The organism is Streptomyces coeruleorubidus, from assembly GCF_028885415.1.
Taxonomy (GTDB): domain Bacteria; phylum Actinomycetota; class Actinomycetes; order Streptomycetales; family Streptomycetaceae; genus Streptomyces; species Streptomyces coeruleorubidus_A.
The window spans coordinates 4517997-4535994 of sequence record NZ_CP118527.1 but is presented as its reverse complement, the minus strand read 5'-3'; the positions used below and the strand labels follow the sequence as shown (position 1 = coordinate 4535994).

22 protein-coding genes are annotated in these 17998 nt (G+C 69.4%); 11 read left to right on the top strand and 11 right to left on the bottom strand.

From position 1 onward, the window contains the following. Positions 1-13: 13 nt before the first annotated feature. Entirely contained in the window at positions 14-550 is a 537-nt protein-coding gene (locus tag PV963_RS21050) for a hypothetical protein (protein ID WP_274817305.1), read from the bottom strand. Positions 551-943: 393 nt separating this feature from the next. On the opposite strand from PV963_RS21050, the gene PV963_RS21045 reads away from it, so the two are divergent. Beyond that, the gene (locus tag PV963_RS21045; protein ID WP_342456391.1) at positions 944-1819 is read left to right on the top strand and encodes an SCO1860 family LAETG-anchored protein; all 876 of its coding nucleotides are present in this window, start codon (positions 944-946) and stop codon (positions 1817-1819) included. Positions 1820-2102: 283 nt separating this feature from the next. Here the strand turns inward: PV963_RS21045 and PV963_RS21040 are convergent, their stop codons facing one another. Continuing rightward, a complete protein-coding gene (locus tag PV963_RS21040; protein ID WP_274817303.1) occupies positions 2103-2969 on the bottom strand; it encodes a helix-turn-helix domain-containing protein in 867 nt (288 codons plus the stop codon). Positions 2970-3018: 49 nt separating this feature from the next. Between PV963_RS21040 and PV963_RS21035 the strand changes: the two genes are divergently transcribed. The 3 genes from PV963_RS21035 (at position 3019) to PV963_RS21025 (ending at position 4547) form a co-directional block, all read left to right on the top strand. Continuing rightward, positions 3019-3462 (top strand): DUF2000 domain-containing protein, encoded by a 444-nt coding sequence (locus tag PV963_RS21035; protein ID WP_274817302.1) that lies wholly within the window; start codon positions 3019-3021, stop codon positions 3460-3462. A gap of 168 nt (positions 3463-3630) precedes the next feature. After that, a complete protein-coding gene (locus PV963_RS21030; protein ID WP_274817301.1) occupies positions 3631-4338 on the top strand; it encodes a YqeB family protein in 708 nt (235 codons plus the stop codon). After that, positions 4335-4547, top strand: coding sequence for a hypothetical protein (locus tag PV963_RS21025; protein ID WP_274817300.1), 213 nt, complete (start codon positions 4335-4337; stop codon positions 4545-4547). Before PV963_RS21030 ends, PV963_RS21025 begins: the two co-directional genes overlap by 4 nt. On the opposite strand, the gene PV963_RS21020 is transcribed toward PV963_RS21025, so the two are convergent. The 4 genes from PV963_RS21020 to PV963_RS21005 all read right to left on the bottom strand — a co-directional run bounded on the left by PV963_RS21020 (position 4544) and on the right by PV963_RS21005 (position 6898). Beyond that, positions 4544-4969 (bottom strand): nuclear transport factor 2 family protein, encoded by a 426-nt coding sequence (locus PV963_RS21020; protein WP_274817299.1) that lies wholly within the window; start codon positions 4967-4969, stop codon positions 4544-4546. The two genes, PV963_RS21025 and PV963_RS21020, sit on opposite strands and share 4 nt — an antisense overlap. 66 nt (positions 4970-5035) lie before the next feature. After that, positions 5036-5407, bottom strand: a complete 372-nt coding sequence (locus PV963_RS21015) for a hypothetical protein (RefSeq protein WP_274817298.1) — start codon at positions 5405-5407, stop codon at positions 5036-5038. A 203-nt stretch (positions 5408-5610) separates the two neighbouring features. Next, positions 5611-6222: a DinB family protein gene (locus PV963_RS21010; protein ID WP_274817297.1), complete on the bottom strand. Its 612-nt coding sequence runs from the start codon at positions 6220-6222 to the stop codon at positions 5611-5613. A gap of 301 nt (positions 6223-6523) precedes the next feature. Next, positions 6524-6898, bottom strand: a complete 375-nt coding sequence (locus tag PV963_RS21005) for a hypothetical protein (protein WP_274817296.1) — start codon at positions 6896-6898, stop codon at positions 6524-6526. A 443-nt stretch (positions 6899-7341) separates the two neighbouring features. Between PV963_RS21005 and PV963_RS21000 the strand changes: the two genes are divergently transcribed. Continuing rightward, on the top strand, positions 7342-8013 hold the full coding sequence (locus PV963_RS21000) for a response regulator (RefSeq protein WP_274817295.1): 672 nt from the start codon (positions 7342-7344) through the stop codon (positions 8011-8013). 104 nt (positions 8014-8117) lie between these two features. On the opposite strand, the gene PV963_RS20995 is transcribed toward PV963_RS21000, so the two are convergent. Then, the gene (locus tag PV963_RS20995; RefSeq protein ID WP_274817294.1) at positions 8118-9365 is read right to left on the bottom strand and encodes a helix-turn-helix domain-containing protein; all 1248 of its coding nucleotides are present in this window, start codon (positions 9363-9365) and stop codon (positions 8118-8120) included. Between the two features lie 135 nt (positions 9366-9500). Between PV963_RS20995 and PV963_RS20990 the strand changes: the two genes are divergently transcribed. Then, positions 9501-10034, top strand: a complete 534-nt coding sequence (locus PV963_RS20990; protein ID WP_274817293.1) for a hypothetical protein — start codon at positions 9501-9503, stop codon at positions 10032-10034. Next, entirely contained in the window at positions 10031-10402 is a 372-nt protein-coding gene (locus PV963_RS20985; protein ID WP_274817292.1) for a DUF6415 family natural product biosynthesis protein, read from the top strand. Before PV963_RS20990 ends, PV963_RS20985 begins: the two co-directional genes overlap by 4 nt. A 332-nt stretch (positions 10403-10734) precedes the next feature. Here the strand turns inward: PV963_RS20985 and PV963_RS20980 are convergent, their stop codons facing one another. Then, positions 10735-11496 (bottom strand): phosphoglyceromutase, encoded by a 762-nt coding sequence (locus tag PV963_RS20980; RefSeq protein WP_274817291.1) that lies wholly within the window; start codon positions 11494-11496, stop codon positions 10735-10737. Positions 11497-11687: 191 nt separating this feature from the next. Between PV963_RS20980 and PV963_RS20975 the strand changes: the two genes are divergently transcribed. Continuing rightward, positions 11688-13025 carry an MDR family MFS transporter gene (locus tag PV963_RS20975; RefSeq protein WP_425541028.1) on the top strand — a complete coding sequence of 446 codons (1338 nt, stop codon included), beginning with the start codon at positions 11688-11690 and terminating at the stop codon, positions 13023-13025. Between the two features lie 57 nt (positions 13026-13082). Continuing rightward, positions 13083-14339, top strand: coding sequence for a serine hydrolase domain-containing protein (locus PV963_RS20970; protein ID WP_274817289.1), 1257 nt, complete (start codon positions 13083-13085; stop codon positions 14337-14339). A gap of 24 nt (positions 14340-14363) precedes the next feature. Here the strand turns inward: PV963_RS20970 and PV963_RS20965 are convergent, their stop codons facing one another. From PV963_RS20965 to phoU, 3 genes are all read right to left on the bottom strand, one after another. After that, on the bottom strand, positions 14364-14615 hold the full coding sequence (locus tag PV963_RS20965) for an SCO4226 family nickel-binding protein (RefSeq protein WP_274817288.1): 252 nt from the start codon (positions 14613-14615) through the stop codon (positions 14364-14366). Between the two features lie 153 nt (positions 14616-14768). Continuing rightward, positions 14769-14924, bottom strand: a complete 156-nt coding sequence (locus PV963_RS20960; protein WP_274817287.1) for a hypothetical protein — start codon at positions 14922-14924, stop codon at positions 14769-14771. Positions 14925-15024: 100 nt separating this feature from the next. Continuing rightward, entirely contained in the window at positions 15025-15729 is a 705-nt protein-coding gene (gene phoU, locus PV963_RS20955; protein ID WP_274817286.1) for a phosphate signaling complex protein PhoU, read from the bottom strand. Between the two features lie 246 nt (positions 15730-15975). On the opposite strand from phoU, the gene PV963_RS20950 reads away from it, so the two are divergent. Together PV963_RS20950 and PV963_RS20945 are read left to right on the top strand one after the other, a co-directional pair. Continuing rightward, positions 15976-17268 (top strand): sensor histidine kinase, encoded by a 1293-nt coding sequence (locus PV963_RS20950; protein WP_274817285.1) that lies wholly within the window; start codon positions 15976-15978, stop codon positions 17266-17268. Further along, positions 17265-17945, top strand: a complete 681-nt coding sequence (locus tag PV963_RS20945; protein ID WP_004929857.1) for a response regulator transcription factor — start codon at positions 17265-17267, stop codon at positions 17943-17945. Before PV963_RS20950 ends, PV963_RS20945 begins: the two co-directional genes overlap by 4 nt. Positions 17946-17998 lie beyond the last annotated feature (53 nt).

The following is a 17998-nucleotide window of genomic DNA, read 5'->3' as shown; positions in this document are numbered from 1 at the left end:
CCCGACGGCCTGGCTACTTGAGCAGGGAGTTCGCGACAATGATCGCTAGGCCGATCAGCATGTCCAGGCCCCCTGCCCGGCACGAGGACGGCCATCCGTGCCCGGCGGTGCGGGCGGCCCAGGCGCCGCAGCCGAACAAGGCGACGGTGTTGAACAGCAGGGCCGCGTCCACAGCTGTGGCCTCCGCCCACCACCCGGCTACCGCGACGAGCAGGACCCCCACCGTGGGCAGCACGGCGGCGACCAGTGGCCACTCGGCGAGCACCGACCGCAGTCTGCTCGTGGTGGCAGCTCCGTCGCCGGACGCGCGCTGGGCGATGACGTGCGCGTACCCATGGGCGGCGCCTGACGCCAGCGCGGTGAGCAGGACCCACAGCGCGTCCGGGCCGGGCTCGGCCCTCCCGCCCGTCGCGTCCAGGGCGGCCACCAGTGCGCTGGCCATCACCAGTCCGTAGATACCGCTGAACAGCGACTGCTGCGGCGGTCGGCGCCGCACGATCCGCCTTCGGGCAACGCTGTCGGGACGGACCTGGCCGGCGCGGTCGGACATCATATCGCCTCGGTGCGGGAAGTGGGGTGGGTCCACACATGCTCACCCGCGTGGTGCCGGGGAACACGACGCCACGCGTACTCGCATGGTTGGTCTGCCCCACCGATGACGCGCGGTCGCGGACTGTGCGACCAGCAGAACGTGCAGACGCACCTGGCGTTCACGCCGTGGTAGCCAGGAAAGCCAAGATTAGAACTCTTGCCCGCAAACGTCTTCCTTGTAGTGAAGCATCCGTATTGCACCCAACTGGCAGCTTTCGCCCGAGCAAGATAGAGCCTTGCCCAGCCTGCCGGTCACCGGCTGGTTCCGGGCGGCCCTCACCTCTCCGTACGCAAGGACACCGCGTTGACCAGAAATTCGCCTCGGACTGCATACGCCCGTCGCCTCGCTGCCGTGTCAGCCACGGGCCTTCTCCTGGCAGGCTCAGCACTCGCCGCCGAAGCCACTGCGGTTCCCGCGACCGGCACTTCCCGGGGCAGCGCCACGGCAGTGGCTTTCCGCGCAGCGCTGGACGTCTCCCGGGCCGGGGCGGACGGAACGACGCCTCTGCGGGCCACGCTCAATGAGGTTCGAGCTCCGGGGACCGCGGAGAAGAAGACCCTCGACGTCACCCTCGACCAGGTCAACCGCGACCGCCCGGTCCGGCTGCTCCAGGCCGACGCCGTCAGGGCAAAAGCCGATGTCGCCGACGGCCGAGCCGAAGCGACGTCCCGTCTCGAACGGGCGCGAGTCCATGTGCCTGGCCTGCCTGCACTGTCCCTGGTGGAGGTCGAACAGGTCACCGCCACGGCAACTTGTGCCTCCGGACAGAAACCGGTCGCCGAGTCCCAGGTGCTGGGTCCCGTCACTGCTCTCGGCAAGCGGGTGCCGCTGGCAGCCGGCGGCACCGCCACCGTCGAGGTCCCAGGCGTCGGCACGGTCCGGCTTTCCCTGTCCCAGAGGGAGACGACCAGTGCCACCGCCGCCGCCACGTCACTCCGCCTGCAGGTGTCCGTGGATCCCTTGCGGCTGGGCGTTGAGAAGGTGGAAGGCACCGTGACCCTGGCGCAGGCCACCTGCCGGTCTCCTCAGCCGGCCTCCGAGAGCCCGGCACCGTCCGGCCGGTCGGCACCCCTCGCGCAGTCGGTCGCGCCTTCCCCGAAGACCGATCTGGCGGAGACCGGTGGCAGCCCCATGACGCCGTACCTCCTGGCAGTCGGGGCGGTGCTGGTCACCGCGGGCGGAACAGCCGCCGCACTCGCCGGCAGGCGAAGCCGCAGGAACCGCTGATCCAGCGCGCTCGACGCCGACAGGGTGTGGCGTGCGATGCGGAGAACCCGGGAAGATCGCCGCGCTCCAGCCCCGGCCGACTTCATCAAGCGCCCACTGGCCGCGGCCGAAGACTGCTCTCGGTCCCAAGGAACCGGAGCGCCGGTCTCAGCGGCTGGCGACAGGGCAACCCGCGAGGGGAGGGACCGGCGCCCGGTGCTCACCAGCACATGCGGGCGCCGGTCCGCATGGATGTGACGGGTGTCGGCGGTGACGGCGATCCCACACCACATCCAACGATCAACTATGGGCGCGGGGCACCAGGCCGCCCCCTTCGGTAACGCCCCGGCGGCACGCCCACCAGCCTGCGGAAGTGCCGGGTGAGGTGGGACTGGTCGTAGAACCCGGTCTCGGCCGCCACCTCTCCCGGCGAGCGCCCTTCAAGGAGCAGCCGCCGGGCGCGTCCCACGCGCAGGGACGTCAGGTACTGGTGCGGGGCGATGCCGTAGGCGGCGCTGAACGCCCGTACGAGATGGGCGGGATGAGCGCCAACGAGCCCTGCCGCCTCCTGGAGCCCGACACCCTCCACGACCCGCTCGTCCAGCAACTCCCGCAGTCTGCGCGCGACGACGGGGTCGACGGGACGAGAGGACGTCCGGTCGACGTCGGCCCGCAGATGCCCGCGCAACCGCTCGCCGACGAACATCAGCCTGCTCTCGGCCTCCAGCTCCTCACCGGGCCGCACCAGCGCGCCGTGCAACTGCCCCACGCGCCGTCGCAGCAGCGGATCGCGCAGGCCCGGCCGGTCGACGGCGGTCCCGATGAGCTCGTCCCCGAGATAAGTCCCGTCGAGGTACAGCACCCGCTTGCGGAAGCCCTCAGGGGTGACGGGGGAGCCGTTGTGCGGCACGTGCGGCGGCAGCAGCGACACGGTGTCGTGCGGGGTGCCGTGCTCTTGCCGGTCGAGGTCGTACCGTACGGCGCCGGTATCGACGATCAGCAGCGTCCAGGCGTCGTGGACGTGCATCGGATACGCGTAATCGGTGAAACGAGCGTGGAAGACTTCGACGACGCCCGGGACGGCGGGCCGCCAGGCGGAGATGATCCGCTGCCGGTCCGGCTGGTTCGGCCGGTCCGGTCGGTTCGTGCTGCCGACGGGCTGTGAGGCCATGCAAAGAACGTACAAGACCCCGGCGAGGGCCGCCGGGCACGCTCGCATCATGAACACGCACACCGAACCGGCTCCGGAGCCGATCCGCTTCGACACGAAGATCGCCGTGCTGCTGCGCTCCGACCTGGAGCCCTGGCAGCGCCTCAACGTGACGTCGTTCCTGGTCAGCGGCCTGGGAACGCAGCTCCCCGAGGTGATCGGCGAACCGTACGAGGACGCGGACGGCGTGCCCTACCTGCCGATGTTCCGCCAGCCGGTCCTGGTCTTCGAGGCCACGAAGGAAACCCTGACCACGGCCCACGCCCGCGCCCTGTCCCGCTCCCTGCCCCGCGCGATCTTCACCTCGGACCTCTTCGCCACGGGCAACGACCGCGACAACCGCGCGGCCGTACGGTCGGTGCCGACGGCGGATCTGGATCTGGTCGGGCTCGTGGTGTACGGCCCGAAGAACGCGGTGGACAAGGTGGTGAAGGGGGCGCGGATGCACCCCTGAGGCGGTGGCGTTCGTGAGGCGGTGCGGGTTCGTGAGGCGTTGCGTGGTCGTGAGGCGGGAGGGGCCGTGGCCGGCGACCAAAGTCGCGGACGCGTAGACCAACGACTGACGACAGCCCAGGCCCTGCCCGCCGAGACTCTCCTCATGGAGGACGCGAGGAACGTTCAGATGGGGAAGAAGCAGGTGCCGCCGACGGGCAAGGACACGGAACTGGCCGAGTCGGCCTGGGTGATCACACTCTTCTGCGTGGCCTGCGGCGCCGGCATCGGCGCGGTGCTCCCGCTCCTCGCCCGCTTGCTGCTGAAGCTGCCGTGGGCACCGCTGGAGGGCCCGGCCGAACTGCTGACCTCGATCCCGGAACCCGCCCTCACCCTCGGCACGGTCGCGGTGGGCGCACTCGGCGGCCTGCTCCTGGGCCTCACCGCCGTGCACGAGTCGCTGTCGGTCCGCGTCTGCGACACGCACCTGGCCCTGACCATCAGGGACAGCACGCAGGAGTTCACCCGCGAGGAGATCGCGGTGCTGTGCAGGGACGGCAAGCAACTCGTGGTGCTGGCCCCGGACGGTATGGAACTGGCCCGGGAGCACTGCGGCCTGCCCTGGCCCCGCCTGGCCGGTGCCCTCGCCGAGCACGACTACCGCTGGGCGGAGGAGGACCCGTACCGCGCCGAGTTCCGCCGCTGGGTCCCCGGCACCCCCGGTCTCCCCGAGGGTGCGGACGCCCTGCTCAGGGCCCGCGCCCAGGCTCGCAAGAGCGACGACCACGCCGAGGACGCCCGTGAGCTGCGCCGCGAGCTGCTGCGGCTGGGCGTGGTCGTACGGGACGAGGAGAAGCGACAGTACTGGCGGCTCGTCAGCGGTGACGTCAGCGGGTGACCTCGAACGCGGCGGCCTGGGGCACGAACGTCGTGTCGCCGTCCTCGCCCGTCGCCAGCGCCGAGACGTACCAGGTGCCGGTGGTCCTGCTCGTACTCCCGGACCACGGCTCGATGCTTGTCGCCGCCGTCGTGCTCGGGGCGCTGGCGAACTCCCTGATCACCGGCATGTGCGCCCAGGCGCTGAGCAGGGGCGACAGCGCGAACTAGGCGTCGGGGGTGCACGCAGCGGCGATCGAGGCGCTGTTCTCGTAGAGGTGGTGCCGGGTGATCCGCCCGCCCTCGACGGTGAGCCGCAGCGCGAAGGGCCCCGAGAAGGACTTGCCGGTCGCACGGACGGTCCCGGAGAGATGCCCCGTCAGTACGGCGTCGGTGCCGTCGACGAGGATCGTGTCGATGGACGCGCGGGCGTCCTCCGGCACGGTGTACTGGGCCAACTCGTCTGCCTGAGCGGCACATTCGGCGGCCGTGGACCGAGGCCGGATCCAGGGAACGCCGGGGTTCTCGGCCAGCATCCAGTCGACCTTGTCCGCGAAGAGCCCGGTGAGCCCTTCGGTGTCGCCGGCGAGCCGGAGTTCGAGGAACTTCTGGACGGTGGCGCGGGTGGCGTCCGCGGTGCTGGTGGCTGTCATGGGAGCCAGCCTGCCGGGGACGCCGAAGCCCCGTCGATTACGTCGGAGGTAAGGACGTGGACGCTTCTACGCAGCGCCCGAGTAGATGCAGTCCATGGGCACGTACCCGGTGGTGCCGCGGTACTTCACCTTGCGCCAGTGCGGCGAGCTGTCTCCACCGCACGAGCTGTAGACGCTGCCCTTGACGGTTCCACTGGACATGCAGCCGTTGGTGTTCTTGTACCAGAGGCGCAGGGCGGTGGCGCTCGTCTTCGGCTTGTTGCGGATCTTCACATTGGTGATGGCGTGCCCCATCGGAAAGTCCGCCGTGCAGCCGGCCGCAGCCGTGGCGGCCGAGGCCTTCCCGGCCGCGACGGTGCCTGCCGCAGCCGTTGCGGTGCTGGTGCCGAGCATCGCGCATGTGGCGATGACCACGGGAATCAGGAGACGCTTGGTCATTTGGATCTTCCCCCTTGAACCTGCGAGGTCGGGTGCGGGCATGCCGGGAGAAGGCGCGAACGTTCCCCCGTTCCGCCGCACGTTGCAGGTGGGAACCTATCAGAGGGCGTGGGCGCGTCCTCGCTGGACCGACGGCCCACACGAGACGTCAACACCCTCTATGCCAACCGGACTTCGGCGCCCCCGCCGCCGTGCTCCGGCGATCACTGCCCGACCCGTCCGTCGATCAGCTCGCGCAGCAGGTCGGCGTGACCGCAGTGGCGCGCGTACTCCCCGATCTGCGCCACCAGCACGTCACGCAGCTGGAGCTGCCCACCGGGCTCGGGCCCGAGATCGGAGTACCCGGCGTTCCGTGTGGCGAGGTCGCTGACACCGGCCAGATACCGCTCGTTGCGTTCCACCTCGGTCCGCCACTGCCGCCACGCCTCCTCCACGACCGCCGCGTCCGCGACGGCCCCGTTGAAGTCACCGTCCCGGTCCTGCTCGGTCCGGTACGGCTTCGGGGCGTCGTCCCCGGCCATCACCCGCCGGAAGTGCCGCTCCTCCTCGGTCAGATGCCGCACCAGCCCGAGCAACGACATCGTGGACGGCGGCGCGGACCGCCGAGCCATCTGCTCCGCGTCCAGCCCCGCGCACTTCATCTCCAGGGTGAGGCGATAGTGCCGCAGGGCATCGAGCAACGCCCCACGTTCATCGACGATCTCCACCCCGGTCTCGCGCGGGTCGTCATCGGGATCCACCCACATGTCGGGATAGACGCTCGCCCGCGTCCACCGAGCCACTGCTGGTTCACTGACGTGCTCGTTCGAGGCCATGCGGGGATGGTGGAGGGGCGGGGAGGGTTCCGACACTGAATATCGAACGCCTGAGGCCCCTCTACGATCCCTGGGTTGGCCCCACCCACCGAGAAGTCCCCCACCAGCGAAGAACCCGCGGGCAGGGGACTGGTCGGCATACGGACGGGAGTTACTTCTTCTTCCCCCGGGTGTTGTCGGGGATCTTGGTGAGCTGGGTTTTTCCTGTTCAGAAGCCGTTGGCCTGTGCGCCTGGTGGTCGACGGTGGTCGTCATTGGCCACTGTCGAGCGGCCTCGGACGGCCCAGAGACGGCCCAGCGGTTAGCTGGGATCCCGTAGAGGCTCACTGGCCTCGTAGCAGGCATCCAGCCACTTTGCCTCGCCCCTGCCAAGGATGACGTCCCCGCACAGGGGAGTGCTTAGCAGCCCACCGTCGATGCTTACCTTGAGCAGCGTCTGCTTCTGCTCCGGAGTCGCGGCGTCGGCCATCGTCGTCGTGGGCCTCAGTACCGGCTTGGGCTCCCAATCCAGGTCGGAGTGAAGCAGCGTGGCCGACTCTTGGCCCCACTTCTGCACAAAGATCATTCGCTCCCCGGTGTCGTTGACGAAGTAGGAGACGTAGTCCCTGTCGCCGATGGGGAAGCCGCTCATCTGCATGAGCAGTCGTCTGAGTTCGATGCCGGAATCGGGTGCCATGCGCGGGAAGCTACCAATAATTACGTTAAGGCGTAGGGCAGTTATCACGATTGATCGCGTGACCGCAGGCAGGTGGCTGGGATCCACGGAGTCGTCTCGCCTGCGCGCGCGGCGGTTACCCCGGAGGAGGCTGAGACGCACTGGCCCAGTGGCGCTTGGGGAACGATGTATGAGGCGCTTGCAAGCGCAAGGGCCGTGTCGCGGGAGCTGAGAATCGCGCACTCAGGAAGCTCAGGTGATCTAGGGCTCGCTGCGGTGCTGACCTGCGGCGGAGTGCTCGTGGTGCCTGGGTGGCCGTCGTTCGATACCCAGGTGTTCTCCGTGATTCCCCGTTGTATCTGGCACGTGTCTGGCACGTCAGTGTTGATGTTGACGGCTGCCACGGGGCCGTTCGTCCATCGCGGCTTACCCCTACTAGATGTCAGTTAATGATGTTCCGGGAAGTGGTCGCACAGAGCGTCCTTGTCTCTGATGATGTTGAGATGTCCGACGCCTTATGGATCAAGCTCATCGGAACGGTCCCCGCAGTACTTTGGGTAGCCTTCGCCGCGACGGTGTACTTCACTCTGCGAGGGACGATCGTTCAACGCATGGTGCCTCGGTTGACTGCCGTACGCGCACTGGGAGTTGAAGTCGAGCTCGCTGGCGAGTTGCTCGATCGTGCACAGGATGAGAGCACGACGACTGTCACTGCGACTGCCAGGCGTACGGCGTTGGGCAGGCTTGAGCATGCCGCCGACGTTCTGCGAGGCGGCAGAGTGCTGTGGGTTGATGACCGCCCCGAGGGCAATGCCCCGCTGGTCGAGCTCTTCCGCACCGCCGGCATGCATATCGATGTGACCCAGTCGACTGAGGAGGCCACACCTCTGTTTCGCCGCAGGCCGTACGACATCATCGTGAGCGACATCGACCGGGACGGCGATCGGCAAGCAGGGATCAAGATGCTGCGGCTGCTGGAACAGTACAAGATCGACGTGCCCGTGCTGATCTACACAGGGCGGTTCGATCCAGAGAGGGGCGTTGATCGCAGGATCTTCGCTGCCACTACCGCGCCTGTCGAACTGGTCCACTACGTAATTGATCTCATGGAGAGGGCGCGGTTGGGGTCGCTTTGACCTGGCGGTTGGTGTTCCTGGGCACTGATGAGAAACGCCCCATCTTGCCGCACCGACACCCCTGGGTGGAAACGCGAATGGATGGGGCTGCAGTGGGAGCCTGTTCAGTCGTGTTCTCGAAGTGCAGCCACTAGTTGGTGTCCTTCCCTGGCCCCGTGGCGTAGGAGTACGGCTGCTGTGGTGTGGAGTTCGTTCCAGGAGTGGGGGCGGCCGATGGCTGCGGCGTCGGGGACGGTTGTTGCGGCTACCGAGTGGGCCTGAGCTGCTTCACCGGCGCAGGCGAGGGCGTGAGCTAGGCAGGCCTGGTACCAGGTTTTGTCACGGCGGTACTCCTCGGGCAGGGCGTCCAGTCCGGTGGTGAGATGGTCGATGGCTGTCTGCCAGTTGCGTAGGTGCAGTGCGGCCATGCCGCGTTGGAGGGTGAACCAGGTTTCGCCGTAGAAGTACATCCACGGTGGTTCGTCCTCCGGGTGTTCGGCGGCCCGGTTGATGAGGGTCTGTGCTTCGTCCAGGAGGCGTTGGGCGTCGTCGGCGTCGCCGTTGAGGGCGTGGCCTCGGGCGGCCATTTGGGCGGCCATGCCCTGGACGCCGAGGGAGGTGCCTGGAGCGGACCAGCGGGCGGCTTCGGCGAGGCGTACGCATCGGGTGCCGCGTCCGCCGGACCAGGCCATGTGGGCCTTCATGCTGAGGGTGGTGGCGGCCATGTTGGGGTCGCCGGCTTCCAGGGCCCATTCGTGGCTGCGGTCGTACCAGGCCAGTGCGGCTGCCGTCCGGCCTTGGTCCTGGGCCATCCAGGCGAGGAACTGGGCGTGTTCGGAGGCGAGGCGGACCACGCGGTCGGCGAGGGGGCCTCGGGCGCCCGCGTAGAGGTCGACGACGGTGTGGAGCTGGTTGCGCATGACGTCGACGAGGGGGCGGGAGCCGATCACGTCCTCGGCGCGGCGGTGTTCGGCGAGCAGGCGGTCCAGCCAGTCCAGGGTGGGTGCATCCACGCGGTGCGTTGTGTCGACGACGCTCGTCAGGCGGGCCAGGAGGTCTTCGTCGGGGCCCGGACCGGTAAGCGCGAGTGCGGGGACCGGTGCCGTCTTCGCTTGTGCCCCCGGGGTGTGAAGGGACGGTGGGATACCGAGCCCGGTGGCGATGCGCTGCCGTACTTCGAGCGAGGTCACTCGCCGTCGGCCGCGTTCGATGTCGGAGACGTCGGGCTGGACCAGGCCGACGAGTTCACCCAGCTTGGTCTGGCTCAGGCCAGTGAGCTTGCGGTAGGTGCGGAAGACCTGGCCCCAGTCTTCGTCGGTGACCGCTGTGGCGAGTGCGGGATGGGACCAGAGGTCCGTGCGGAAGTCCCCCATAACCCCAATATAGGGCGGCCCTATAGGGCTTGGGATGGGAGTAAGTGGTGCTTGGCGCAAGGGTCTTCCTGCAAGGACCCCGGCGACCGTGCGACCGGTCCCGGGGCGTGGCCAACGCTGCTGAGGAGCGTCGACATGAGAGAGATTAAGTTTCCGGGGGCTTCTTGCCCATCCCCGGCGAATGCGCCGGAATGGGGGGCTGTTGAGCGGTGGCTGGCATCCGCCCATCCGTCACCCGACACCGCGCACAGAGAGTGGAGCGGCGCCGCGAGGCTGGCCGTGGTGCCGTTGGGGAAGGTCTTCGAGGCGGTTCGTCTGCCCGAGCGGGTTGTGCATCGGGCAGTCGCCAGCGCTGAGCGGTACACCGTGAGCGATCGGCTGACTCGGTGTCTCGGCGGTGCGCCGGTCATCCATGACCCAGGGTTCCGCCGCTACTACGTTCTCGTCCCGCCCGGCACCGCACGGACGTGGCGCGAGCCGGTCGCCGAGTGCTTGGGGGAAGGCACCCTCCTCGGTGTGCCGCGAGGCGACCGCACGGAGTTCGACGAGCAGACGCAAGCGTCGTACTGGGCTGTCCCCATGCTCCGGCCGGGCCGACTGTGCGCGGTAGCCGACGTGCAGGCGTTCGTGGTGGCCGGCGGCTGTGCGGGCGAAGAGGACGAGTCATGACCGCGCCCGCGAGCAAGGTTGTGCCGCTGGACCTCGAGACGATGCGTGCCTGTGCGGACCGCACGCTCGCCAACGACGCCGAAGTGCTCTCTCCGGACGTGCTGGAGACGCTCACGCTCCAACTGCACGGGCACCTCATGCTGGCCGTTCCCGAGGTCGAGACGGTCGGGCAGGCGCTGCCCGAGGACAGCGTGGCGCGGGCCTGTGCGCGCTTCTGCGTCGGGGAAGCCCGGCTGCGGCTGAGTGCCCAGCCCGGCCGCAGTCTGTCCGCCCGGATCGCCCAATCGCAACGTCTTGCCCGATCCGTCCGCGCCCTGTGCGACCATTACGAGAACGACGACCACCAGTGCCCGAACGCCCCCGAGTGAGCCGCGTACCTGCGCATGCTTCTGCACTTCCCCGGATGCCCGGACTGTCGACCGGTTGATGACAACGGCGAGGCCGTCGGCAGATGTCCGACCGGCGACCGGCTCCATGCTGAGTACCGGCGGGCTCGGCGCGGGCCTTCCGCCTCGTCCGAGAGGGCTCATGGGGGGCGTGCGCTGCACCTGCCATGAGGGCAGGGGGATGACGGAGGCCGCCTACAAGATCCGTAGGCGGCCTGTCCGCTGGTGCCCCCAGCAGGATTCGAACCTGCGGCACCCGCTCCACGCCCCCTGCTCGCGAGAAAACCGCAGGCAGGGGGCTTGAGCAGTACGTCTTACTTCTTCTTCCCCTGGTTCTTGACCGCCTCGATAGCCGCCGCAGCCGCCTCAGGGTCCAGGTACGTCCCGCCCGGGTTCACCGGCTTGAAGTCGGCGTCGAGTTCGTAGGACAGCGGGATGCCCGTCGGGATGTTGAGGCCCGCGATGTCCGCGTCGGAGATGCCGTCCAGGTGCTTGACCAGGGCGCGCAGGCTGTTGCCGTGGGCGGCGACCAGGACCGTGCGGCCGGTGAGCAGGTCGGGGACGATCGCGTCGAACCAGTACGGGAGCATGCGGACGACGACGTCCTTGAGGCACTCCGTCTGCGGGCGCAGCTCCGGCGGGAGGGTCGCGTAGCGCGGGTCGGAGAACTGGGAGTACTCGGCGTCGCGGTCCAGCGCCGGCGGCGGGGTGTCGTAGGAGCGGCGCCACAGCATGAACTGCTCCTCACCGAACTCGGCGAGAGTCTGGGCCTTGTCCTTGCCCTGGAGGGCGCCGTAGTGGCGCTCGTTCAGGCGCCAGCTGCGGTGGACCGGGATCCAGAGGCGGTCGGCGGACTCCAGGGCGAGCTGCGCGGTGCGGATGGCGCGCTTCTGGAGGGACGTGTGCACGACGTCGGGGAGCAGGCCGGCGTCCTTCAGCAGCTCGCCGCCGCGCGTCGCCTCCTTCTCGCCCTTCGCCGTCAGGTTGACGTCCACCCAGCCGGTGAACAGGTTCTTCTCGTTCCACTCGCTCTCGCCGTGGCGGAGGAGGATCAGCTTGTACGGTGCGTCGGCCATGCCCCAGAGCGTAATCCACGCATTCGCCCGTTCGCGTGGCTGCCCGGCAGGCGGACGTTTGACGGGTTCTGTTAATTGAGTGGCCTCTGTCAACCGCGCTTTGTAACTTGTGCGTGCTGGCTGTGCCACTTACACCGCTGCGTCGTCCTCACGCCCTTACACCCTTGCGCTCGGGGGAGCCCATGTCGTCCATGCCGTACGCCCTGCGTGCCAGACGTGCCGTCCGGGAGACCGTCTCCGGACTGCCCCGCGAGTTCTGGTGGCTGTGGACCAGCACCCTCGTCAACCGGCTCGGCGCCTTCGTCGCCACCTTCATGGCGCTGTACCTGACGCTCGACCGCGGCTACTCCGCCACGTACGCCGGTCTGGTCGCCGCCCTGCACGGGCTCGGCGGGGTGATCTCCTCGCTGGGCGGCGGCGTGATGACCGACCGGCTGGGGCGGCGGCCGACGCTGCTGATCGCGCAGGCCTCGACCGCCGTGTCCGTCGCGTTCCTCGGGTTCGTGCACCACCCGGTCGCGATCGCCGGCGTCGCGTTCCTCGTCGGCATGGCCAGCAACGCGTCCCGGCCCGCCGTGCAGGCGATGATGGCGGACATCGTGCGGCCGGAGGACCGTATCCGCGCCTTCTCCCTCAACTACTGGGCCATCAACCTCGGCTTCGCCGTGTCCTCCATGGCCGCCGGGTTCATCGCCGAGGTCAGCTATCGCGCCGGGTTCCTGATCGAGGCGGGGATGACGATGGTCTGCGCGATCCTCGTCTTCCTGCGGCTGCCGGAGTCCAAGCCCGCCGAGACGGTGAGGACGGCCGCCACGTCCGAGAAGTCGGCCGTCGCCTCCGAGAAGTCGGCCGCCGCCCCCGACAGCTCCGTCAGCCTCGGGACCTTACTGCGCGACGGGCGCTTCATGAGCGTCGTCGGACTGTCCTTCCTCGTCGCGCTGATCTTCCAGCAGGGGTCGATCGGGCTGCCGGTGGCGATGGGCGAGGCCGGGTTCACGCCGGCCGAGTACGGCATGGCGATCGCCGTGAACGGCGTCCTGATCGTCGTACTCCAGATCCCGGTCACGCGGTTCATCGAGCACCGCGACCCCCGCCGGCTGCTCGTCATCTCCTCGCTCCTCGCGGGGTACGGCTTCGGACTCACCGCCTTCGCCGGGTCGGTCGGCGTCATCGCCCTCACGGTGTGCGTGTGGACGCTGGCCGAGATCGTCAACGCGCCGACGCAGACGGGTCTCGTCGTCCGGCTGTCCCCGCTCCACGGACGCGGGCGCTACCAGGGGATGTACACCATGTCCTGGTCCGTCGCCGCGCTCGTCGCCCCGCTGATGTCCGGCTACGTGATCGACCGGTTCGGGGCGGAGTGGCTGTGGGCGCTGTGCGCGGTGGTCGGTACGGTGGCCGGGCTGGGGTACGGGGCGTTGATGCGGCGGCTGCCGGAGGAGAAGCCGGCTGAACCGGCTGAACCGGCTGATGAACCTGCCGCCGGAGCCCTGGGGCAGGTCCCGGAGCGTTCCGCGTCCGGACCCTGATCCGTTTCCGGGATGTTCCCGATGGTGTGCGGATACGGCGCTTGATGAGCTGTTCCCATGACCCACCACCGGCAGCAGCAGTCAGCCCGTCGCCTCCCCGCCGTCCTCTCCGTCCTCGCCGCCCTCGTCGGCACGGCCATGCTCGCCGTCGCCACCTCCGCGGGGGCCGGTCCGTCCCACAGCCCGCCGCCCCGATTACAGCCGGAGGGCCAGGCAGCCCATGCCACGACCCAGGCCGTGCTGAACGAGATCGTCGCGCAGGGCACCCCGGGCGTCATCGCCCAGGTCCGCGACCGGCACGGAGTGTGGGACGGCCGGGCCGGTGTCCGAAAGCTCGGCTCGGAGCGGCCGCGGAGCACCCACGAGAGGTTCCGCATCGCCAGCGTGACCAAGACCTTCACCGCCACGGTGCTGCTCAAGCTGGAAGCCCAGGGAAGGCTGTCGCTGGACGACAGCGTGGCCAAGTGGCTGCCGGGAGTGGTGCGCGGCAACGGGTACCGGCCCGGGCACATCACCGTGCGGCACCTGCTCAACCACACGAGCGGGATCTTCGACTACAACATGGACGCCGGCTTCCGGGCCGGGTACGCGGGCGACGAGTTCGACCGCAACCGGTACACCAGGTGGTCCCCCCGGGAGCTGGTGGACATCGCGCTCGCCCATCCGCCGAACTTCCAGCCGGAGCAGGGCAGCAAGCCCGGCCGGCCCGGCAAGTGGGACTACTCGGACACCAACTACGTCCTCGCCGGCATGGTCATAGAGAAGGCCACGGGCTGCAGTTACGCGCACGCCGTCGAGCGCCTCGTCATACGACCGCTCGGTCTGCGCGGCACGAGCGTGCCGGGCACCTCGCCCGGGCTGCCCTCACCCCACGCGCGGCACTACTCGACGCTCTTCGAGGACGGGCCGCAGGCGAAGGTGCGCGACGTCACCGAGTTCAGTCCCACGGTCGCCTTCTCCGCAGGGCAGATGATCTCGACCGTGGGCGATGTGAACACCTTCCTGTCCAGGCTGCTGGCCGGTGACCTGCTGCCGCCCGCACAGCAGCGGCAACTCCTCGACGCCGTCCCCGTCGACGGGGACAAGGGCCACGGCGGCCCGCAGGACGTCTACGGCCTGGGCCTACGGCACTTCAAGCTGGCGGAGGGCTGCTGGGCCTGGGGGCACGGCGGCATGATCCCCGGCTCCGCGACCCGCACCCTCGCCTCGGCGGACGGCCGGCAGGTCATGACCATGAACCGCAACGGCGACTGGGGCGAGCAGCGCCTGGAGGACGCCGCTGTCGCATCCGAGTTCTGCCGGAGTGCTCCCTGAGACGGGCCGACCGCACCGCTCAGCTCACGAGACCGCCAACGGCACCGGATGGATCTCGTCCGCCTTGTGCCCCGCGCGTTCGTGGATGCGCTGGACCGCTTCCGCGGAGGGTGCCTCGGAGAGGCAGTAGACGAGGCCGGACTCCGGGTCCGCCCAGGCCGCCTCGAAGTGGACGCTCTCGTCCTTCTCAATGGCGAGGTCCGCGTCGTGGGCCTCGCGCAGCTGCTCTTCCGTGATGCCCTTCATGCTGTGGTGGACATCCATGAACTTGGCCATGACGTCGCGCCTCCTTCCCAGTAGCCGGCGGTACGCCAGGACAGCGGGCGTACTTCCATGGTCCGCCCGTACGGGCACGGAGGCGACCACAACGCCGCAGGGCCCCGGCGGCGAGCCACCGGAGCCCTGCTGGTCGTACGAACGGTGCCGGCGTCAGCCGCACTGGCAGGGGCTGCCCGACTGGCACCCGCAGCCGCAGCCCGAGCCGCAGCCGCACGCGGCGACCAGGGGCAGGTTCCTGATCTCGACGGGCTGCTCGGTCTGGCGATCCTGCGTGGGGTCGGGCGTGGTGTCGGGGGATTCGGCCATGGGTCCCTCCTCAAGGCTGGTGCCTGTGCCCATTGGACGCCCGTTCCGCTGGGCGCATCAACGGCGCACAGAGGCGCCCGCGCGCCCCAGCGACCGAAGGTCAGGCGCTCTCCGACCCCGTCACCGCCTGGATCTCCGGCTGTACGTCCGTCGTCTGGAGCTCGTCCGCGTGCTCACCCGTCACCAGGTACACCACCCGCTTGGCGACCGAGACCGCGTGGTCGGCGAACCGCTCGTAGTAGCGGCCGAGCAGCGTCACGTCCACGGCCGTCTCGATGCCGTGCTTCCAGCGGTCGTCCATCAGGTGCTGGAAGAGGGTGCGGTGCAGCAGGTCCATCGCGTCGTCGTCCTGCTCCAGCTGGAGTGCCAGGTCGACGTCCTTGGTGATGATCACCTCGGCGGCCTTGGCCATCAGGCGCTGGGCGAGCTGGCCCATCTCCAGGATGGTGGCGTGCAGGTCGCTCGGGACCGCGCGGTCCGGGTAGCGCAGGCGCGCGAGCTTCGCCACGTGCTGGGCGAGGTCGCCCGAGCGCTCCAGGTCGGCCGACATGCGCAGCGACGTGACGACGATGCGCAGGTCCGTCGCCACCGGCTGCTGCCGGGCCAGCAGGGCAATGGCCCGGGCCTCCAGGTCGTGCTGGAGCTCGTCGACCTTCTGGTCGGCCTCGATGACGTTCTCGGCCAGCTTCAGGTCGGAGTCGAGCATGGCGGTGGTGGCGCGCCCGATCGCCGAGCCGACCAGCCGGGCCATCTCCACCAGACCGTCGCCGATCGAGTCCAGTTCCTCGTGGTACGCGTCCCGCATCAGGCTTCCCTCTCGTGCGTCTGGGTCGGGGGTTCATAGGGCCAGGGCCCACCGAACAACCAGCGGTACGACTGTCGTATTACCGATGGTCCGAACCCCACGCTCCCACGTTCCGGCCCGTACGCGTCCGTTTCCGTCATCCCAAATGAACCAATACTGGCTCCAAGGTGAACTCTGGGCGACGAGTGTTCGAGCTCGTAGCCCGACGGCTGTGGCCCGTGCCCGACCCATGCCTAACCTGGGTGCATGGACGTGAACGCGGCGGTCGCCGCAGCGGCTGCGATCGCCGGGGTGCTCACCGGCGTCATCGCCATGCTGGCGTTCCGCTGGAGTGAGCGCGAACAGAAGCGCCCGACACGGACCTCCCTGCACACGGACCCGGTGCTGCCCCCGGGCGTGGACACCGTCCTGTCGGTCCTCAGGTCCTCCGCCGTCGTGCTCGACGAGGCGGACGCCGTGGTCAAGGCCAGCTCGGCGGCGTACGCCCTCGGCCTGGTCCGCGGCGGCAAGCTCGCCGTCGAGCCGATGCTCCAGATGGCCCGGGACACCCGGCGCGACGGGGAGATACGCCAGGTCGAGCTGGACCTGCCCCGGCGCGGCACCGGACGCGGGGAGGCCCTGGCCGTCTCGGCGCGGGTCGCGCCGCTCGGCTCCCGGCTGGTGCTGCTGCTCGTGGAGGACCTCACCGAGGCCCGCCGGATCGAGGCGGTCCGGCGCGACTTCGTCGCCAACGTGAGCCATGAGCTGAAGACGCCCGTCGGCGCCCTCTCGCTGCTGTCCGAGGCCGTCATGGACGCCTCCGACGACCCCGAGGCCGTGGAGCGGTTCGCCGGGCGCATGCAGATCGAGGCCACCCGGCTCACCAGCCTGGTGCAGGAGCTCATCGACCTGTCGCGGGTGCAGAACGACGATCCGCTGGAGGACGCCGAGCCGGTCCGCGTCGACGAGCTCGTCGCCGAGGCCATAGACCGCTGCCGGCACCAGGCCGGCACCAAAGAGATCACCATGGCCGCGGGCGGCACCGCCGACCTGCATGTGTGGGGCAACCGCGGCCAGCTCGCCGCCGCCCTCGGCAACCTCGTCGAGAACGCGGTCAACTACTCGCCCGCCCGTACCCGCGTCGGCATAGCGGCCCGCAAGGTGAACGCGCCCGGCGGGGAACACATCGAGATCGCCGTCACCGACCAGGGCATCGGCATCTCCGACAAGGACAAGGAGCGCATCTTCGAGCGCTTCTACCGCGTCGACCCGGCCCGCTCCCGTGCCACCGGTGGTACGGGACTGGGGCTGGCGATCGTGAAGCACGTGGCCGCCTCGCACGGCGGGGAGGTCACCGTGTGGAGCGCCGAAGGCCAGGGCTCCACCTTCACCCTGCGGCTGCCGGAGGCCGGTGCGGCCCGCGACCGCGCACATCAGCAGCCCGCCCGAACAGAACGCGCAGGAGGCGCGGGCCTCGACGAAGAGGCCGGGCGGTCCACCCCCACATCCCCCGAATCAACCGCGTACGAAACGCTTCCTGCCCCGGAGGTCCTTCCGTGACCCGAGTGCTCGTCGTCGAGGACGAGGAGTCCTTCTCCGACGCCCTGTCGTACATGCTCCGCAAGGAGGGCTTCGAGGTCGCCGTCGCGACCACCGGGCCCGACGGACTCGACGAGTTCGAGCGCAACGGCGCCGACCTCGTCCTCCTCGACCTGATGCTGCCCGGCCTGCCGGGCACCGAGGTCTGCCGCCAGCTTCGCGGCCGCTCCAACGTCCCCGTCATCATGGTGACCGCCAAGGACAGCGAGATCGACAAGGTCGTCGGCCTGGAGATAGGAGCCGACGACTACGTCACCAAGCCCTTCTCCTCCCGCGAGCTGGTCGCCCGTATCCGCGCCGTGCTGCGCCGCAGAGGTGAGCCGGAGGAGGTGACTCCGGCCGCGCTGGAGGCCGGCCCGGTCCGCATGGACGTCGACCGGCACGTGGTCACCGTCGGCGGCACCAAGGTCGACCTGCCGCTGAAGGAGTTCGACCTGCTGGAGATGCTGCTGCGCAACGCCGGTCGCGTGCTGACCCGCATGCAGCTCATCGACCGGGTCTGGGGCGCCGACTACGTCGGTGACACCAAGACCCTCGACGTCCACGTCAAGCGCCTGCGCGCCAAGATCGAGCCGGACCCGGGCGCCCCGCGCTACCTGGTCACGGTCCGCGGCCTGGGCTACAAGTTCGAGCCGTAAGCCGGCCGCGTAGGACGAACGCGAAAGGGCGGGACCTCCCAGGAGGTCCCGCC

Bases quoted from the DNA above. Each gene is read 5' to 3' on its own strand.
- PV963_RS20975 (WP_425541028.1), top strand. From the start codon at position 11,688: ATGCCGTACGCCCTGCGTGCCAGACGTGCCGTCCGGGAGACCGTCTCC.
- PV963_RS20980 (WP_274817291.1), bottom strand. From the start codon at position 11,496: ATGGCCGACGCACCGTACAAGCTGATCCTCCTCCGCCACGGCGAGAGC.
- PV963_RS20950 (WP_274817285.1), top strand. From the start codon at position 15,976: ATGGACGTGAACGCGGCGGTCGCCGCAGCGGCTGCGATCGCCGGGGTG.
- PV963_RS20985 (WP_274817292.1), top strand. From the start codon at position 10,031: ATGACCGCGCCCGCGAGCAAGGTTGTGCCGCTGGACCTCGAGACGATG.
- phoU (WP_274817286.1), bottom strand. From the start codon at position 15,729: ATGCGGGACGCGTACCACGAGGAACTGGACTCGATCGGCGACGGTCTG.
- PV963_RS21030 (WP_274817301.1), top strand. From the start codon at position 3,631: ATGGGGAAGAAGCAGGTGCCGCCGACGGGCAAGGACACGGAACTGGCC.
- PV963_RS21005 (WP_274817296.1), bottom strand. From the start codon at position 6,898: ATGGCACCCGATTCCGGCATCGAACTCAGACGACTGCTCATGCAGATG.
- PV963_RS20995 (WP_274817294.1), bottom strand. From the start codon at position 9,365: ATGGGGGACTTCCGCACGGACCTCTGGTCCCATCCCGCACTCGCCACA.
- PV963_RS20960 (WP_274817287.1), bottom strand. From the start codon at position 14,924: ATGGCCGAATCCCCCGACACCACGCCCGACCCCACGCAGGATCGCCAG.
- PV963_RS20990 (WP_274817293.1), top strand. From the start codon at position 9,501: ATGAGAGAGATTAAGTTTCCGGGGGCTTCTTGCCCATCCCCGGCGAAT.
- PV963_RS20970 (WP_274817289.1), top strand. From the start codon at position 13,083: ATGACCCACCACCGGCAGCAGCAGTCAGCCCGTCGCCTCCCCGCCGTC.
- PV963_RS21020 (WP_274817299.1), bottom strand. From the start codon at position 4,969: ATGACAGCCACCAGCACCGCGGACGCCACCCGCGCCACCGTCCAGAAG.
- PV963_RS21040 (WP_274817303.1), bottom strand. From the start codon at position 2,969: ATGGCCTCACAGCCCGTCGGCAGCACGAACCGACCGGACCGGCCGAAC.
- PV963_RS20965 (WP_274817288.1), bottom strand. From the start codon at position 14,615: ATGGCCAAGTTCATGGATGTCCACCACAGCATGAAGGGCATCACGGAA.
- PV963_RS21010 (WP_274817297.1), bottom strand. From the start codon at position 6,222: ATGGCCTCGAACGAGCACGTCAGTGAACCAGCAGTGGCTCGGTGGACG.
- PV963_RS21015 (WP_274817298.1), bottom strand. From the start codon at position 5,407: ATGACCAAGCGTCTCCTGATTCCCGTGGTCATCGCCACATGCGCGATG.
- PV963_RS21035 (WP_274817302.1), top strand. From the start codon at position 3,019: ATGAACACGCACACCGAACCGGCTCCGGAGCCGATCCGCTTCGACACG.
- PV963_RS21050 (WP_274817305.1), bottom strand. From the start codon at position 550: ATGTCCGACCGCGCCGGCCAGGTCCGTCCCGACAGCGTTGCCCGAAGG.